Annotated in this window: 18 protein-coding genes; 7 read left to right on the top strand and 11 right to left on the bottom strand. The window is 66.2% G+C overall.

Features of this window, described 5'->3' with window-relative positions; genetic code table 11:
- Positions 1-96: 96 nt before the first annotated feature.
- Genes ACLIVD_RS34320 through ACLIVD_RS34305 form a run of 4 tightly spaced genes read right to left on the bottom strand, consistent with a single transcriptional unit; the run spans position 97 to position 4,408 of the window.
- Entirely contained in the window at positions 97-1,092 is a 996-nt protein-coding gene (locus tag ACLIVD_RS34320; RefSeq protein ID WP_491931504.1) for a PDR/VanB family oxidoreductase, read from the bottom strand.
- A gap of 21 nt (positions 1,093-1,113) precedes the next feature.
- Positions 1,114-2,385: a cytochrome P450 gene (locus ACLIVD_RS34315; protein WP_491931503.1), complete on the bottom strand. Its 1,272-nt coding sequence runs from the start codon at positions 2,383-2,385 to the stop codon at positions 1,114-1,116.
- A gap of 12 nt (positions 2,386-2,397) precedes the next feature.
- Entirely contained in the window at positions 2,398-3,564 is a 1,167-nt protein-coding gene (locus ACLIVD_RS34310; RefSeq protein ID WP_491931502.1) for a serine hydrolase domain-containing protein, read from the bottom strand.
- Between the two features lie 34 nt (positions 3,565-3,598).
- Entirely contained in the window at positions 3,599-4,408 is an 810-nt protein-coding gene (locus tag ACLIVD_RS34305) for an SDR family NAD(P)-dependent oxidoreductase (protein ID WP_491931501.1), read from the bottom strand.
- A gap of 152 nt (positions 4,409-4,560) precedes the next feature.
- On the opposite strand from ACLIVD_RS34305, the gene ACLIVD_RS34300 reads away from it, so the two are divergent.
- On the top strand, positions 4,561-5,211 hold the full coding sequence (locus ACLIVD_RS34300) for a TetR/AcrR family transcriptional regulator (protein WP_491931500.1): 651 nt from the start codon (positions 4,561-4,563) through the stop codon (positions 5,209-5,211).
- 23 nt (positions 5,212-5,234) lie between these two features.
- Here ACLIVD_RS34300 and ACLIVD_RS34295 read toward each other — a convergent pair whose 3' ends face one another.
- Genes ACLIVD_RS34295 through ACLIVD_RS34285 form a run of 3 tightly spaced genes read right to left on the bottom strand, consistent with a single transcriptional unit; the run spans position 5,235 to position 7,802 of the window.
- Positions 5,235-5,711, bottom strand: a complete 477-nt coding sequence (locus ACLIVD_RS34295) for an HtaA domain-containing protein (protein WP_491931499.1) — start codon at positions 5,709-5,711, stop codon at positions 5,235-5,237.
- Entirely contained in the window at positions 5,708-6,682 is a 975-nt protein-coding gene (locus tag ACLIVD_RS34290) for a PDR/VanB family oxidoreductase (RefSeq protein ID WP_283334400.1), read from the bottom strand. Before ACLIVD_RS34290 ends, ACLIVD_RS34295 begins: the two co-directional genes overlap by 4 nt.
- 1 nt (position 6,683) lies before the next feature.
- Positions 6,684-7,802 (bottom strand): aromatic ring-hydroxylating dioxygenase subunit alpha, encoded by a 1,119-nt coding sequence (locus tag ACLIVD_RS34285; RefSeq protein WP_491931498.1) that lies wholly within the window; start codon positions 7,800-7,802, stop codon positions 6,684-6,686.
- A gap of 126 nt (positions 7,803-7,928) precedes the next feature.
- Between ACLIVD_RS34285 and ACLIVD_RS34280 the strand changes: the two genes are divergently transcribed.
- The 5 genes from ACLIVD_RS34280 (at position 7,929) to ACLIVD_RS34260 (ending at position 11,274) form a co-directional block, all read left to right on the top strand.
- Positions 7,929-8,534 carry a PadR family transcriptional regulator gene (locus ACLIVD_RS34280; protein WP_283334398.1) on the top strand — a complete coding sequence of 202 codons (606 nt, stop codon included), beginning with the start codon at positions 7,929-7,931 and terminating at the stop codon, positions 8,532-8,534.
- 920 nt (positions 8,535-9,454) lie between these two features.
- Complete coding sequence (locus ACLIVD_RS34275; RefSeq protein WP_283334520.1) at positions 9,455-9,754, top strand: hypothetical protein; 300 nt, start codon at positions 9,455-9,457, stop codon at positions 9,752-9,754.
- A gap of 346 nt (positions 9,755-10,100) precedes the next feature.
- Positions 10,101-10,301, top strand: a complete 201-nt coding sequence (locus ACLIVD_RS34270; protein ID WP_491931497.1) for a hypothetical protein — start codon at positions 10,101-10,103, stop codon at positions 10,299-10,301.
- Between the two features lie 155 nt (positions 10,302-10,456).
- Positions 10,457-10,789, top strand: coding sequence for an ArsR/SmtB family transcription factor (locus tag ACLIVD_RS34265; RefSeq protein ID WP_491931496.1), 333 nt, complete (start codon positions 10,457-10,459; stop codon positions 10,787-10,789).
- Positions 10,786-11,274, top strand: coding sequence for an SRPBCC family protein (locus ACLIVD_RS34260; RefSeq protein WP_491931495.1), 489 nt, complete (start codon positions 10,786-10,788; stop codon positions 11,272-11,274). The genes ACLIVD_RS34265 and ACLIVD_RS34260 overlap by 4 nt, the downstream gene beginning before the upstream one ends.
- Here the strand turns inward: ACLIVD_RS34260 and ACLIVD_RS34255 are convergent, their stop codons facing one another.
- The 4 genes from ACLIVD_RS34255 to ACLIVD_RS34240 form a co-directional block, all read right to left on the bottom strand.
- Positions 11,275-12,444, bottom strand: a complete 1,170-nt coding sequence (locus ACLIVD_RS34255; RefSeq protein WP_317569488.1) for an NADH:flavin oxidoreductase — start codon at positions 12,442-12,444, stop codon at positions 11,275-11,277.
- Between the two features lie 133 nt (positions 12,445-12,577).
- The gene (locus ACLIVD_RS34250; protein WP_491931493.1) at positions 12,578-13,996 is read right to left on the bottom strand and encodes an amino acid permease; all 1,419 of its coding nucleotides are present in this window, start codon (positions 13,994-13,996) and stop codon (positions 12,578-12,580) included.
- A 15-nt stretch (positions 13,997-14,011) separates the two neighbouring features.
- The gene (locus tag ACLIVD_RS34245) at positions 14,012-15,238 is read right to left on the bottom strand and encodes a Glu/Leu/Phe/Val dehydrogenase dimerization domain-containing protein (protein WP_133985475.1); all 1,227 of its coding nucleotides are present in this window, start codon (positions 15,236-15,238) and stop codon (positions 14,012-14,014) included.
- A gap of 209 nt (positions 15,239-15,447) precedes the next feature.
- The gene (locus ACLIVD_RS34240; protein ID WP_005261973.1) at positions 15,448-15,975 is read right to left on the bottom strand and encodes an Lrp/AsnC family transcriptional regulator; all 528 of its coding nucleotides are present in this window, start codon (positions 15,973-15,975) and stop codon (positions 15,448-15,450) included.
- 180 nt (positions 15,976-16,155) lie between these two features.
- Between ACLIVD_RS34240 and hppD the strand changes: the two genes are divergently transcribed.
- On the top strand, positions 16,156-17,361 hold the full coding sequence (gene hppD, locus ACLIVD_RS34235) for a 4-hydroxyphenylpyruvate dioxygenase (RefSeq protein WP_491931492.1): 1,206 nt from the start codon (positions 16,156-16,158) through the stop codon (positions 17,359-17,361).
- The last annotated feature ends 16 nt before the right edge of the window (positions 17,362-17,377 follow it).

Raw genomic sequence — 17,377 nt, 5'->3', positions numbered from 1 at the left:
TCAGGACCTCGTTGCGAGGTGTGTGTGCTGCGATCGTGCACTCGGAACCACTCATGGCTGACCGATGGTTGTCAGGTACGCATGGTTCCGGGGCGATCACAGGTCGAGAACCAGTCGTCGCGAGCAGGCCCGGGACACGCAGATGAACATGGTCTCCTGAGCGTCCTTCTCGTCCTGGGTGAGCAGCGAATCGCGGTGATCGGCCTCACCCTCGAGTATCGGTGTCTCACAGCTGCCGCAGGTGCCCTCCCGGCACGATGAGACCACGATCGCGCCGGCCTCCTCGACGACGTCGAGGATCGAACGGTCGGCCGGCACCGACACCGTGACTCCCGTTAGCGCCAGCTCAACCTCGAATTCGGTGTCGATGGTTCCGGGGTCGGCGGTCTTGGCGCGAAACCGCTCCATGTTGACTGATCCTGCCGGCCACGAGATGCAATAGCCGTCGATGGCATCGAGCAAAGGGCCCGGACCACAAGTGAAGACCCGGCGGCCCGGCCGGTGTTTCCCAAGAATCGCGGGCAGATCCAGATGCCCGACCTCGTCCTGGGGGTGGATTGTGACCCGTCCGGGATAACGGTTTTCGAGGTCCTCGACGTACGCCATCGAGGACCGCGCGCGCCCACCGTAGACAAGCCGGAACGGAATGCCCTGGGCCTCGGCGGTGGCGATCATCGGAATCAGCGGCGTGATGCCGATTCCCCCCGCGATGAACAAGTACTCCTGCGCGTCGACCAATGCGAAGTTGTTGCGCGGACCCTGGACCTCGAGCGTGGCCCCGACGGTGAGATTGTCGTGGACCGCGAGGGAGCCGCCGCGGCTGTCCGGTTCACGCAGGACCGCGACCCGGTATGCCGTGCGGTCACCGGGGTCGCCGCACAACGAGTACTGGCGCACCAGGTTCGGACCGAGGACCAGGTCCAGGTGTGCACCGGGCGCCCACTGGGGTAGCGGCCACCCTGCGGGGTGGGTCAGGGTCAGTTCCACGACAGCATCGGCGACCACGGTCCGTGCCGCGACAGTCAACGTCATACGGTTCTCCGCGGACGTCGGCAGGGACGTGTCAGTGTCGATCACAGGTGTCGTTTGCATGGGGAGGTCCTTGTCGGCGAGTTATTCGGTGGTGCTGTCGGCGGGGTCCCAGGTCGCGACGAGGCTACGTCGGATCGGCAGCATGACCAGCGGGAGGAAATCCTGTTCGAAGTCGGGAGCGATGCGCAGGCTGGGTAGTCGTTCGAACAGCACGCGGACCCCGGCGGTGCCTTGGGTGCGGCCGAGCGGCTGTCCCAGACAGGTATGGCGGCCCTTGGTGAACGCGTAGTGGTCGGTGGGCTCGTCGCGGTGGATGTTCCACTTCTTCGGTTCGAGGTAGTGGTCGGGGTCGTTGTTGGCGCTGGCAAGTGCCACCCACACCATGTCCCCGGCAGGGATCGTGACCCCTGACAGTTCGACTTCGCGGGTTGCCTGCCGTGAGGCGAACGGGGCGGAGGGGCGCCGCCGGAGGGTTTCTTCGAACACCCTGGGCCACAGGCTCGGATCGGCTTGGGCCTGGTCGAGTTGGCCTTCGTTGCGCGAGAGGAAGATGACGGCGTTGGCCATGCCCTGGGCGGTCGTGTCGGTGCCGGCGGCCGAGAACTCGCACAGGTGAAGCGCGACACGCTCATCGGACAGGGTTGGTTCGCCGTTGCGGTTCCGTGCCGAGGCCATGACCGAAATCAGATCGAAGGCGGCGCTGTCGCGGCGTTCGCGCACCAGTTCGCGGAGCTTGAGTTGCGCGTTGGTGTACCGCGTCCACACCTCGGTGCGGCGCGGCTCCTCCATCGGCTCTCGACCGCTGGCCAGGACCGCGAAGTGGTCGTCGCGTAGTTGGCGCATCATCGGCTCGAACGAGTCCGGCAGATCCATCAGCGCCATCAGCGTCTGGGTGGTGAGCTCGAGGCAGTAGTCCTCCATCAGCTCGGCGGTGCCGCGGTCGGCGAGCCGATCGATGATGCGGTGGGCGCGGGCTTCGATCTCCGGCTCGAGGGCGTCGATGACCGGCTTGAGGAAGCCGCGTTGGGCGACCCGACGCATTTCGGTGTGGATCGGCGGGTCCATGCTGATGGAGATGTGCGCCATCAGCTCGGAGGTGACGATAGAGGTGAATTGCTCGGGCACGGGAAGGTTTCCGCCGTTACCTGTGCAGGAGAACGTCTTCCAGTCCATCAGGGCTGTGTCGACGTCGTCGCGGCGAGTAACGACCCAGGTGCCGAGCTGCTCGTGCCAGAACACGGGCCGCTCGGTGCGGATCTGGTCGTACATCGAGGCCGGGTCGAGCAGGGCGCTCTCGCTCAGCGGATTGAATTCTGGTGGTGCAGCGGGGCGCTGCCCGTAGGTGCTGGTCATGTGGGGGTCCGTTCAGAGGGCGGTGGCCGCGGCCATGGTGGACAGACGTTGGAAGCGGGCGAGGTTGTCGCCTTCCTCCATCACTCCGGCGGTCAGGCACACGAAGGTCAGGTCCTTGTCGGGGTCGACCCAGAACAGGGTGGAGCCGGCGCCGTAGTTGCCGTGGGTGCGTGGGCTGGTGGATGCGCCGAAGAACGTCGGGTACACCCCTTCGCCGCGCAGCGCGAAGCCGAGACCGAAGTTGCCGGGGGGCACGTCCCACCCGCGGGCGTGGCACAGCATGGCATACAGGTCGTTCGGTGCTGTGCCGGTCTGCAGGGTGGTGGCGAGATCGAGGATGCTCGGCGAGAGGATCCGGACACCGTCGAGTTCGCCGCCGCGGCGGATCATTTCCGCGAAGCGCAGAATGTCGCTGGTGGTCGATACCGCGCCGACCCACGGCATTTCCGCGCCCTCGACGACGATGTCCTGCATGACCTCGATGTCCGAGGACTTGAGCCATCCCCCGGGAGGGAAGTGGGCTTTGATGGGCACCATCCGATCGGCCCACGCCTTGGGGGCGCCGAGTGCGGTGTCGGTCATCTTCAACGGGGCGAAGAGCTCGTTGGTGAGCAGTTCCCCGTAGCTGCCGTATCCGGTGGCCCGGCGCACCATCTCCCCGAGCAGCGCGTGGTTGAGGGTGGGGGAGTAGTTGAAGGTTCCGCCTGGTTCGCCGACGACGTCGAGCTGGCTGATCGCGTCGATGACGGCGTCGAGGTTGCCGAGTTCGGAGTACGGCAGGGGGGTGGGTGTGGCGACGAGACCGGCGCGGTGCGTGAGCAGGTGACCGACGTTGACGCGGTCCTTCTTCGCGGCGCGGAACGGGTCGCGGCCGACGAACTCGGGGATCACGTCGACGACCCGGGTGGTCAGATCCAGCTGACCGCGGTCGATGGCCTGCAGGACCAGAATGTTGGTGAACGCCTTGGTCATCGAGAAGATCCAGAAGATGTCGTCGACGGTCGCGGTGCGTCCGGTGGTGCGGTCGGCGTATCCGATGGCCTCGTGCATGCCGATTTCGCCGTGGCGGGCGATGGCGATGACCGCGCCGTCGTAGTGTCCGGCGTCGATGTCCTCGCCGATCGTGGTGCGGATGCGGCGCAGGGCGTCCTGGTCGAAGGTGGTCGTGGGTGTGCTCATGGTTGTGCTCTCTTGTCTGTGTGTCCGGGCGGGTTTACATGTAGAGGCCGCCGGACGGCGACAGGGTCTGTCCGGTGTAGTACTTGCTGTCGTCGGAGGCGAGGAACAGCATGGTGGCGGCGAGGTCTTCGGGCTTGGCCAGGCTCGAGATTGGCTGCACGCTGGCGATGGAATCGACGATCTCGTCGGGCTGGGCGCGCAGCAATGGGGTGTCCACCGCGCCCGGTGCGACGGCGTTGACGCGGATGTCGTGGGGTGCGAGCTCCCCGGCCGCGGCTCGGGTCATGCCGAGGACACCGGCCTTGGAGGCCGGGTAGTACAGCGGCATCGGCGTTCCCACGAGTGCGGACACGCTGGAGATGTTGACGATCGACCCGCCGCCGGATCGTTTCATCAGCGGGGCAGCCTCGCGGATGGTGTAGAAGGGGCCCTTGAGGTTGACGGCGAGGACGCGATCGAAGTGCTCGTCGGTGACACCGGACAGGAAGTCCGGGTGCAGGATCTCGCCGCGTTTGCGGGCTTCGAACACAGCCACGTTGACATCGACCAAACGCTGGTTCTCTTCGCGGGTCGGTGCGTTGATGCCGGCGGCGTTGATCAGCACATGGAGTGCGCCGTAGCGGTTTTCGACGTGCGCGAATGCCTGCTTGACGGCCGTGCTGTCGGCGACGTCGAGGGCGATGCCTTCACCCTTGTCGATTCCGGACAGTACCTCTTTGACGTTGGCTTCGGAGATGTCGGCGCCGATGACGGTCGCACCGTGCTCGGCGAACAACCGGGCGGTGGCGGCGCCGATTCCGGACCCGGCGCCGGTGACGAATGCGACTTTTCCAGCAAGCTTCATGGAGAGACTCCTCGAGAGGGGGCGAGCGCAATGACGGCTCGTAAGTGGTGCAAGACACACCATACCAAAAACTAGATCCGTGTCTAGTTTTTTTCTGGATTCTTGTCTAGTTCAGCTTTCAGTGCTGGTCACGGCACCTATACGATGGGCCTATGAGCACGACGGAAACCGCATCCCCGACCGACGCGTCTGCACCGCGCATGGGCAAGAAGAAGCGGGCCACCCGCGCCCGCATCGTCGAGTGCGCGATTCCGCTGTTCTCCGAATACGGCTACGACAAGATCACCATGGAGTCGATCGCCAAGGCCGCCGGCATCAGCCGCGCCAACCTCTATCTGCACTTCAAGGCCAAAGCGGAGCTGGTCGACGCCATGCTCGAACAACTCAGTCCGGAGGTCATCGACAGCTACCGAACGCTCGATTCCCTCGACCCGGCCGATACCGACGGCCTGCGGCGGTGGGTCGAAGACAGCTCACAGTTGTGGGTGGACAGGCGTCGGCAACTCGAAACCCTCGAGCATGCCTTGTCCGTCGAACCGGTCGTCTCACAGCGGTGGTACCAGACGCTGTCGGAAGCGGCGGACGCGATGACGACCTTCCTCGGTCGCTACCCGGACGGACCGGAACGGCAACGGGCACGATTGACGCTGGTCACGACGATGCTCGGCTTCGAGCGCACCCTGTACTTCGTGCTCGTCCGCTCCGCTCCGGCCGACCACTCGGATGTGATCGACGTCTTGACGGCGCAATGGCACGCCGCTCTCGCCGGCGCGACTACCCCGGCGGCGACGCACCCGGGGTGACGCGCACGGCGGCTAACGCGGGCCTACTCGATGACGAGCGTGTCGAGTTCGGTGCCCGGTGGGTAGCGACCGTCGAAGATCACCGCACCGGCGCCGGTCAGGGTCGCGGCGTACCGGCGTGCGGTGAGCCCGTGCTCTGCTTCCCGAAGATGCAGCTCGGCCAGGGGGATGCGTCGAGTTCGATCCGGCCATCCGGTCGGATCTGCCACCGACAGGATCGGCCCGGACTCGGTCATCTCGACCCACGGCTCTGCAATCAGGATGTCGAGCATCCCACCGTGCCCACCGAGCCGAACGACTCCGCCGAACCGCACCACCTGCGGCGCGTCCGGCGATGGAATCGGCGGGAAGGTGAAGTAGCTCGTCTCGCCCAGATGCGCGCCCTCGGACATCGCATGTCGACCGTCGGGCAGAGTGGCGATATAGCGGATGAAGCTGCGCTTGATTCCCCAGGTCAATCCGACCCGGGCAAGCGCGCACGGTCCGACGCCGGCGGTCATGGCACCTCGAGGGTCAAGGTCGCGCCGCGCCCGCCTTTGCCGCACACTACGCGGGACACACAGGCGCACAGCTTCTTCGAGTTGGCCTTCTGCTCCTCGCTGAAGAACACGTCCCGGTGGTCGACGGTGCCCTCGACGTCGACGATATCGACCTGGCACAGACCGCACTCGCCCTTACGGCAGTCGAACATCATGTCCGCGCCGGCTCGCTCGAGAGCGTCGAGCAGCGAGTCACCGGACCGAACGGTGGTCTCGATGCCCAGTCGCGGGATGTTCACGACGAACTCCTCGGCCTGGAACCACCCGCTGTTCCCGAAGGTTTCGTACCGCAGATTCGGCAGCGGCAGATCCCGCTCGATCCAGTTGCGGCGCACGGCATCCATCAGCCGGATCGGCCCGCACATGTACAACTCCGTCACCTCGTCGACGCCGGCCACGAGATCCCGGACATCGAGTCCGGTGCCCTCGTCGTCGATGTGCGCCTCCAGGCGATCACCGTGCACGGCGAGCAGTTCCGGCAGAAACGCCATCGCGGTCCGACTGCGCGCGACGTAGACGAAACGGTAGTCGGCCCCGACCCGCCGCAGCACCGCCGCCATCGCCGCCATCGCGGTGATCCCAATGCCCCCGGCGAGCAGGACATACCGCGGTGCACCGACCCGCAGCGGGAAGTTCTGCAGTGGGGCGGTCAGCTCGATCGGGTCACCGGCCTGCAGGGTGTGCATGTACCGGGACCCACCACGGGAGGTGGGGGACAGGTGGACCCCGAGGGTCACGCTGTGGCCGTCGGCGGCGCCGGAGACGATCGAGTACGAGCGGACGGCGCCGCTGCCGATGCGGACATCGACGTGCGCTCCGGGGGCTGCACGATGGGATTGTTCGGTGGCGATCACGATCTTGGCGATGCCGTCGGCGGCGGGCTCGACAGAGGTGACCTGTCCCTGCTGCCAGGTGATCTTGTTGTCGGTCATGTCAGTTCACAGTTTCGGTCAGCGCGTCGATGTTCGCGGTGTGCAGGCGCTCACTCTCGATCATGCGCTGAATGATTCGGCGGACCCACATCCCGCCCGCGTCGATGTTGAGGTTGTAGAACTCGTGATCCGGGTTGGCCTCGATGGCGGCCTGCTGGGCGGTGAGCATGGCCTCGTCCTCGCCGAAGACTCCGTGCACGCCGTCGCGCAGCTGCGTGGTGATCAGCTGGCTTTCGAGGCGGTAGTTGCGTTGGAAGGCCCAGAAGTACAGCGCCGTCTTCTCGTCGACGGGGGTAATGGTGTTCATGACGAACCCGTTCACGCCCTGGCTGCGATCACCCTCGGGGGCACCGGTACCCGCCTCGGCCACGCCGACGTCGATGCGGATCGTGCCCGGTGCCTGGAATTCGATGATCTGCCAGCGATCGACCTTGCCCTCGAACCCGGGGAACTTGTCGCGCATATTCTTCAGCCAGAACGGCGGTGCGTCGATGTTGTGCATCCACCGGGTGACGGTGACCGTGCGCTCGTCGTGGGTGACCACGAAGTCGGACTCGCTGAGTTCCTCCTGCCCGATGGAGGAGGAGTGGACGAACTCTTCGTGGGTGAGGTCCATCAGGTTGTCGAGCACCAACTGGTAGTTGGCCTGAACGTCGATGGTGCGGCCGTCGCCGGCCCACTCGGGCGAGTCCATCTGGAACATGTCCGGGATGGTGGCGGGGTCGGCGAGCGTCGGATCTCCCGGCCACACCCACAGGAACCGATGACGCTGTTCGACGGGGTAGGACGCCACCATCGCCGACGGGTTGATCGTCTCCTGCGCCGGCATCTTGGTGCACCGGCCCGCAGAGTTGAACCGCAGGCCGTGGTAGGGGCACTGCACCTCGTCCGCGCCGATACGGGTACCGAGTGAGAGCGGGGCGAGTCGATGCCAGCAGGCGTCGGCGAGGGCGACCGGGCGGCCGTCGGTGGTGCGGTACAGCGTCATCGGCTTGTCGGCAATCCTGCGGGCAAGCAGCTTCGCGGAGGTCACTTCGTAGTCCCACGCCGCGACGTACCACGCGTTGAGGGGGAAGGCCATGCTCTTGGCGGTCGCGCCGCCCGGGCCGAGATCGGTCATGCGATGTCCTTGGGGATCGTCACCAGTAGAAACCGCAATAACTATGCAGATAGCTATTGGGTGATGTGACGCACACACTATCTATCGATATAGTTATTGGCAAGACAGTCCGGCCGATGAGGAGACATGAGCCTTCGCTACGCACTGCTGGCCCTGCTCACGGCGGGCCCGCTCACCGGATACGACGCCGCCAAACGGTTCGGCGGCTCCGTCGGGCACGTCTGGCACGCCCCCGATTCGCAGATCTATCCCGAACTGCGCCGCATGCAGAAGGACGGACTGATCGAGGGCGAGCAGGTCAGGTGGGGGCCGAGGAGCACCAAAACGCAATACAGCATCACCGACGACGGCATCGCCGCCTTCCGAACGTGGATGAACACCCCGCTCGACCACGCCCCCGAACGCGATGCCCACCACATGCAAGCCGCCTACTTCGAATGGGCGGACCCCGATCATGCACGGGAGATCCTGCACAAGCACATCGAGTACTACACCACTCAAGTCGAGTTGCTCACCGCCGTCCGGGACGGAATCAAGGCCGGCACGGATCCAGCCATCGTTCGGCGACTCGATCACTACCCGCAGCACGAACACGCCCGGATCATCGCGTACAAGGCCTACACCTACGACGGCATGATCAGCCGCAGCAAGGCCGAGATCGATTGGGCAGTAAAGGGACTTGCCCTCCTAGACGAAATGTCGCATCCGGTCGAGCCCAGCACGCACCCGTGACTATGTGGCGGTGGCACCGCCCTCTCGATCCTCATCGTCCGCGTACCGGCAGGCGCGACTTGTTCTTGAACAGCTCACCGCAGACCGTGCATTCTACCGCTGAGAGTCTGACCTTTCGCGAATACTTCCAGATGCTCGTCGACGCCGCGGGCGGTACACGCAGCATCGACGAACTGGACGAGGAGCACCCCTGCTGCCCGACGCGATGATCGTCCAGGGTCGGGGCAACACCATGCACTACGAGCCTGACGCAACCGAGACCGCGCTGCTCGGTTACACCAAGACAGATTGCACACGTGCGATCGCGCAGATCGTGCACACCGCCAGTCGCGCTTCCGTATGAGACCGCACACAGCATGCGTGTAAATCTCATACCCTCCCGCGTGGCGGGAGATGCCAGTTCGAAGGGTCGCCGAGGCTTCGTACGGTGACCCCCGTCACGCTACGAATCGTTCACATGCGAAGGAAGTAATCTACGTGCGCACACGATCGCTTGCTGTCGTAGTTTCGGTCACAGCTGTGGTCGGCGCGCTGCTGCTCGCCACTTCGGCGGCTGCACAGCCACTCGATTCTCCTGGCCCCGGAAGTACGTCATCAGCGCCGGGATCTGGGAGTTCGTCATCGCCGGTGAACTGTCCGCGTTCCCCGCTCGCGCCGCCGATGCGTTTTCTCGAGAACGCAGCGCTCAATACTCGGGCAGTCGAGTTGGCACAGGATCCGCTGGTTGTCGCGGCCAAGGCCACGCTCCGCGCCACGCTGGCACAGTCGGGCCTCGCCACAGACGATGCCACCACAGCAGAATTGGCGTCCTAGATCGATGGTCTGGCACTCGCGGTGGCCAGCGATGTCGCCAACCTCGGTCGAACTTCCATCGCTGGGACGATCAGCCGGACCGTCGATGGGGGCTCGACAACCCCGACGTGATCTACCGATCCGCCACGATCGACGAGAACGGCTCCTACGTGATCAAGGGCATCCGACACTCGTCGCAGAACATCTACATCCAAGTCCTCGACGCCTACCCGGGTGACGGAACCCTCGGGAACACAAACTTCTCCGATTACCTGACGCTCACCTGGTTGCTGGCGTCCATTGCGACCATCGGTGGGGCGCTCGGGTCGGGTCTCGAGGACGACGCCGCCGTCAAGGAGGCGGCGTACGGGGTCCGGCAGCGGCAGCGCTTCGAGGAGACGCGGAGGCGGTCGAACGAGGCGGGATGATCCCAGCCCGCGAAGCGTACAACCCGGCGTCCAGTGAGCCTTGTGGTCAGCGTCCGTCATGGGTGTGCAAGGCGGGAAGGCGTTGTGGCGTCCAGAAACAAAGATGGCACCGGTGACCATGACCGATGAGCGGAATCGACAGCGGTGCCGGCGGCGCGCGACATTGCGATCTGCAGCAGGCTGGCAGCTCCGCCGAAGGACAGGCCCCAAGCGGCACTGAGGTAAGCGTGCGCAGGCGCTGGTCCGATCGATGCTCCGGTGCCGACGAGGCTCGCCAGCGACGCGACACCGAAGGACAGCACGCACCACCAGCGCCGCTCTCTACCTATCTCGATGCGCGCGCGCCGTGGCGTATGCCGACGACCTCCTGCACACCGAAAGCCCCAGCGGGTGCCGGCGCACGATCACCCTGTCCGACTTGGACTACCTGCCCGGATACCGTTCCAGCACGGCACCCTCGCTGGGCGAGAACACCGCGTCCGAGTCGGACCGCGGGCCCCCAGGTGAGCGCAACGGGCCCATGGGTGAACACCTCATCGGGCCGTGAGGAAGGGTGCGTGATGTCATTCCCGCCTCTCTCCGGCGCGAACGTGCACCGACGGATTCGGACGTCCACCTCTGCGGCACGCGGGTGTCCGGACCGCTACCGATTCGTACCGAAAACCGTTGACGGAGCGCCACACGCGTGCAACACTGAACTCGATGGTTCAGTATCCGATTCTCGACGCCACGTTCGCCGCACTCGCAGACCCCACGCGACGTGGGATCCTCCGTCGGCTCGGCGAGGGCGCCTCCTCGATCAGTGACCTGGCCGAACTCTTCGAGATGACGCTCACCGGCATCAAGAAACACGTGCGACTGCTCGAAGAGGCGGGGATGATCGTGACCGAGAAACGTGGCCGGGTGCGGTACTGCATGTTGGGGACCAATTCCCTCGAGCGTGAGGTGGCCTGGATCCGCGACTACCAGCTGTCGCTCGAAGGGCGCCTGGACCGTCTGGACGAATTCCTCAATCGAACGGAAGGCACGTCATGAGCACCTCGCAGACCCCCACGACCGCGACCGTCTCGACGCCGACGGACCGGGAGATCCACGTCGAACGCATCTTCAACGCTCCCCGCGACCGCGTGTGGGCCGCATTCACGAGACCGGAACTGCTCGCCCAGTGGTGGGGCCGCGGAAACGAACTCGACCTCGAGCGCTGGGAATTCGAGCGCGGCGGGCACTGGCGCTTCGTCGAACATTCGGACGGCGAAACCCACGGCTTCGAGGGCAGATTCCGGGAGATCACCCCGGAAGAGCGCCTGGTGTACACGTTCGAGTGGGACGGCATGCCCGGCCACGTCATCGTCGAGAACAACACCTACACCGACCTCGGCGACGGACGCACCAAGCTGTCCGTGGTCAGTCAGTTCCACACTCCCGAAGAGCGCGACGGCATGCTGCAGACCGGTATGGAAAGTGGCATGAACGAGAGCTACGCGGCGCTGGATGCGGTTCTGGCGCAGACGAGCTGGTGATCACTCGACGAGCACGCAGCGCGCTCCGCTGAAGATGGTGGGCATGCACTTGTTGCAGTGGATGCACAACGACTGGGTGCGGGACTCGGACCGGATGCGGTTCACCAGGTCGGGTTCGCGCAGCAGCGCCCGGGCCATGGCGACGAATTCGAAGCCCTCGGCCATGGCGGTGTCCATTCCCGCCCGGTCGGTGACTCCGCCGAGCAAGACGAGCGGCAAGGTCACCGCCGCACGGATCTGGCGTGCGTGCTCGAGCATGAACAGGTCGCGGTACGGGTAGGCGTGGATCATCGACTTCCCGAGCAGTTGCACGCCGAGGCGGACCGGCTGCGGCATGGCGGCCGCGAACTCCCGCACCGGCGCGTCACCCTTGAACAGGTACATCGGGTTGAGAAGTGAACTGCCCATAGTGAGTTCGAGGGCGTCGACGCTGCCGTCGTGCTCCAGCAGTCCGGCCACCTGGATGGCCTCGTCGAGCCAGAACCCGCCGGGGACGCCGTCGTCCATGTTCAGCTTGGCGAGGATCGCGACCCGGCCGCCGACGGCGTCGCGCACGGTCCGGGCGACGTCCCGCACCACCCGGGCCCGGTTCTCGAGTGATCCGCCGTAGGAATCGGTGCGACGGTTCAGCTTCGGGCTGAGAAACGCACTGGCGAAGTAGTTGTGGCCGAAGTGGATCTCGACGGCGTCGAAACCGGATTCGACGGCGATCCGTGCCGCGGTTCCGTGGGCGGCGGTGATCCGGGTGATGTCGGCGGTGGTGGCGCTGCGGATCATCCGCATGCTGAGCGGGTTGAACGACCGCGAGGGTGCGAGCGCCGGCAGTCCGGTGGACTTCTCGTTCGCGACGGGTCCGGCGTGCCCGAGTTGGGCGGATGCGGCCGCACCCTCGGCGTGGATAGCGTCGGTGAGCCTGCGCAGCCCGGGCACGGCGTCCGGGCGCATCCACAACTGCCCGCGTTCGGTGCGACCCTCCGGTGCCACGGCGCAGTAGGCCACCGTCGACATCCCGACCCCACCCGCCGCGGGCCGGCGGTGGAACTCGATCAGTTCGTCGGTGACCAGCGCGTCGGGAGTGCGGCCCTCGAACGTGGCCGACTTGATGACCCGATTGCGTAACGTGATGGGGCCCAGCGTGGCCGGGGCGAAAACGTCTGGATGTGTGGTCATTCCCGGCCCTTCGTCGTGTGCGTTCGACGGTAGGCGGCGGGAGGGTTCGGCGACCGGAACGTGTCCGCTGAGCGGGAGACCACCGCGGCCCCACGGATGACCCCTCGACATCCGTGAGACCGCGGGTGTCGTCTCAGCCGACGGTCTCGGGCGTCTTCTCCGGCGTGGAGTCGGCGGCCGCACCGCGTTGCCTGCGTCCGAGCACCCAGCAGGCCAGTGTGATCGCACACGTGAACGTGAGCGTCGCGAACAGCTGGTTGCGTGCCGCGTCGTCGAACAACGCCAGCACCGCGACCGCGGCCAGCAGCGCGAGGGCGACGTACGACAGATACGGGAAGCCCCACATCTTCAGCGGCAGATCCGTCCGGCCCGACTTCTCGGCGCGCCGCCGCAACACGATCTGCGAGACGGTGACGAACGTCCAGAGCACCAGGATCGTCGAGCCGACCGCGTTGAGCAGCAGCGGCAGAACACGATCCGGGGCCAGGTAGTTGAGGACGACGGTGACGAACCCGAACGTCACCGACGCCAGCACCGCCACGCGGGGAACGCCGTTGCCCGACACCCGGCCGAACACCTTCGCCGCCGCCCCACGCTCGGACAGCGAGTAGATCATCCGGGAGCCACTGAACAGCATGGCGTTCAGCGACGACAGCAATGCGATGACCACGACGACAGTCATGACGGCGCCGGCTCCGGGCACGTGCGCGGCGTTCAGGACCGCGACGAACGGTCCCGTCGCGAGTTCGTCGGCGGTCCACGGCAGCACCGCCACCATGATGAGGACGGAACCGACGTAGAACACCAGGATCCGCCACACGATGGACCGCACCGCCCGGCTCACGTTGCGTCGCGGTTCCGACGTCTCGGCGGCCGCGATGGCCATCACCTCGGTGCCGCCGAACGCGAAGACCACGATCAGCAGGCCGGCCGCGATGCCGGTGACACCGTTGGGGGCGAACCCGCCGTGACCGGTGAGGTTCGACAGGCCGGGCGCGTCGAAGCTGGGAATCCAGCCGAGGATCATCGCGGAACCGACCGCCAGGAACGCGACGATCGCGACGATCTTCAGTGCGGCGAACCAGAATTCGAACTCGCCGAAACGGGAGACGCCCGCCAGGTTCACGGCGGTCAGCACACTCATGTACGCGAGGGCCGCCGCCCATTGTGGCACCGCGGGTATGGAGGCGGCGGTGATCGCCGCCGCCGCGGTCGCTTCCGCGGCCACCACGATGACGACCTGCACCCAGTAGAGCCAGCCGATCGTCCGGCCGGCGACCGGGCCCATCGCGTTCTCGGCGTGGACGGAGAACGCGCCGCTGTCGGGGTCGGCGGCCACCATCTCGCCCATCATCCGCATCACGAGGACGACGAGGAATCCGGCGATGAGGAAGGAGACGAGCACGGCGGGCCCGGCGACGGCGATGCCGGCACCGGAGCCGACGAACAGTCCGGCGCCGATCGCGCCGCCCAGGCTCATCATCACCAGCTGGCGTGGTTTCATCGCCTGCTGCAGGCCAGAGGATTTCGGTGGGTCGTGCACGGTGTTCATGGGGGCTCCCGGCCGTCAGACGAGCTGATCGAGTGCGATCTCGAAGGCGGTACCGGCGATTCCGGTCGGCTGCGACGAACGCGCGAAGCACCGCTCGAGCGCCGTCGCGACGGTGGCGGAGACGTCACCGAAGATCGCCTCGTCCGACACCTCGATGTCGCCCTCCATCAGCAGCGCGAACGCCCGGGCCATACCGCAGTTGGCGATGAAGTCGGGGACGACGGCCACACTCTTGTCGGCGTACTCGTAGATGGGGCCGTAGAAGATCTCGTCGTCCGCGAACGGCACGTTGGCGCCGCTCGCCACCACCTCCAGGCCACCGGCGATCAGCCGGTCCACCTGGTCGCGGGTCACGAGACGTGATGCGGCGCAGGGGAGGAAGATCTCGGCGCCGGAACTCCAGATCGTCTCGTTGATCTCCTCGAACGGCACCGTGCCTGCCGCGCGCAGTTCGTTGCCCTCCTTGGCCAGGAACAGGGCGCGGATCTGCTCGAAGTCGTAGCCGTCGGTGTTCGACAGCCCACCGTTGCGGTCGAGGATGCCGACGATCCGGGCCCCGGACTGCGCCAGGTAGTACGCGGCGGTGGCGCCGACGTTGCCCCAGCCCTGCATGATCACGCGCTTGCCGGCCAGTTCGCCGCCGTAGACCCGGTAGTAGTGCCGCACCGATTCGGCGACACCCCAGCCCGTGATCAGGTCGGACACCGTGTACTTCGCGTGCGGATCGGGAGTGAACCGCGCATCCTCGACGACCTTCGCGACACCCAGGCGCAGCTGTCCGACCCGCTGGACCCGCTCACGATCGCTGGCCGCGAAGTGCCCGTTGACGACACCTTCCTGCGGATGCCACAGGCCGTAGCTCTCGGTGATCGGCACGACCTCGGCCATCTCGTCGACGTTCAGGTCGCCGCCGGTGCCGTAGTACGCCTTGAGGAGCGGGGTCACGGCCTTGAACCAGCGTCGCAGCACCTCGTCCTTGCGTGGGTCGGTCGGGTCGAAGTCGATGCCCGACTTCGCGCCGCCGATCGCCGGACCCGAGACGGTGAACTTGACCTCCATGGTCTTCGCGAGCGACTCCACCTCGCGCCGGTCGAGACCGCGACGCATCCGGGTGCCGCCGCCGGCAGCGCCGCCACGCAGCGAGTTGATCACCGTCCATCCGCGTGCGGAGGTCTCCGTGTCGTGCCACTCGAAGACGATCTCGGGGGCCTTCTCTTCGAATCGGGTGAGCAGATTCTTCATGGCTTCTCTCGGTTTCTCGACTGCCGGGGGCTCGGGGCGACCCGGTCGGTGTTCCCGACCGCTGCCCGCGCTGTTACGGCGATCACTGTGTCGGGCACCACTCGTGCGCCGCAACCGGCCGGGCGGCACATAGCCACGATGAACATCACCGAGAAAGAAGTTCCAGGATTTTCTATTCAGTTTGTGCAGCAGAGCCGATGATCGTGTTGCTAATCCGGTTCCGAGGAAGCTGTGCGGTAGGCCGGGGCCTTCGCTGAGCGCGGCCGGTCGAGGGTCCGCAGGAGAGGCATCGACCGGTACGGGACGATCACCGACAGCACCATCACGCTGGTGGACCGGGCGACGACGCTCGACTTGTTCAGATCGATCAGCGTCTGCTGCAGCCCGAGGTGGGAACCCGCCGCGATGCGGCACAGGATGTCGCCCGAACCGGTGGTCGCGAAGGCCTCGAGCACGCCGGGAATCGACTCCAGTTCCGACGTCACGGAGTCGAGCGCGCCCTGCGCCGTCTCCAGCGTGACGAACGCCTGCACGTCGAACCCCGCGGCCGCGATGTCGAGACGCGGCTCGTACCCGGCGATCACGCCCGACTCCTCGAGTTTGCGCACCCGCGCCTGAACGGTGGCCCGCGCGACCTTGATCCGGCGCGACAGCTCCAGCACGCCGGCCTTCGGGTCGTCGTGCATGGCGTCGAGAAGGGCGAAGTCGAGCTCGTCCAACTGCACTGCGTCCTTCATGGCCAGACCTCTCCGGGCGGATTCAACTAGTCCGACTGTATAAGAAAAGTGGTTCCGGGGTCGCCGAAGATGGCACTGTGGCTAGCTTCTGCTGGCCCGGTTGCCTATGTGGGCGGGGTGGGTTTTCGTAGTGACCCAGGCAACAAGCCATACCCCGTCCCTCGAACCAGGAAGACAGCGATGACGATCGAGCAGACTCTCACCGACAAGGAACGCCTGGCAGGTCTCGACCTCGGCCAGCTCGAGCAACTGGTCGGGCTCGTCGAGTACGACGGCACCCGCGACCCGTTCCCGGTCAGCGGCTGGGACGCCGTCGTCTGGGTGGTCGGCAACGCCACCCAGACCGCCCACTACTTCCAGTCCGCGTTCGGGATGACCCTCGTCGCCTACTCCGGACCCACCACCGGCAACCGCGACCACCACAGTTTCGTCCTCGAATCCGGCGCCGTCCGCTTCGTCATCAAAGGCGCCGTGAACCCGGACAGCCCCCTGATCGAGCACCACCGCACCCACGGCGACGGCGTCGTCGACATCGCCCTCGCCGTCCCCGACGTCGACAAGTGCATCGCCCACGCCCGCGCCCAGGGCGCCACCGTCCTCGACGAACCGCGTGACGTGACCGACGAGCACGGCACCGTCCGCCTCGCCGCGATCGCCACCTATGGCGACACCCGCCACACCCTCGTCGACCGCAGCAACTACACCGGCCCCTACCTGCCCGGCTACGTCGAGCGGGCGTCGTCGCACACCAAACGGGACGGGGCGCCCAAGCGGCTGTTCCAGGCCCTCGACCACGTCGTCGGCAACGTCGAACTCGGCAAGATGGACCACTGGGTCGACTTCTACAACCGGGTCATGGGCTTTACGAACATGGCCGAGTTCGTCGGCGAGGACATCGCCACCGACTACTCCGCCCTGATGAGCAAGGTCGTCTCCAACGGCAACCACCGGGTCAAGTTCCCCCTCAACGAACCCGCCCTCGCCAAGAAACGGTCGCAGATCGACGAATACCTCGACTTCTACCGCGGTCCCGGCGCCCAGCACCTGGCGCTGGCCACCAATGACATCCTCACCGCCGTCGACCAGCTGACCGCCGAGGGCGTCGAATTCCTGGCCACCCCCGACTCCTACTACGAGGACCCCGACCTGCGGGCCCGGATCGGCAACGTCCGCGCCCCGATCGCCGAACTGCAGAAACGCGGCATCCTCGTCGACCGCGACGAGGACGGCTACCTGCTGCAGATCTTCACCAAACCCCTCGTCGACCGGCCCACCGTGTTCTTCGAACTCATCGAACGCCACGGCTCCCTCGGCTTCGGCATCGGCAACTTCAAAGCCCTCTTCGAAGCCATCGAACGCGAACAAGCCGCCCGCGGAAACTTCTGAGCGAGAGGATCACTCC

It is taken from the genome of Rhodococcus sp. G6(2025) (assembly GCF_058628105.1).
The sequence above is the reverse complement of the archived record's forward strand: the minus strand, read 5'-3'. Positions and strand labels throughout refer to the sequence as shown.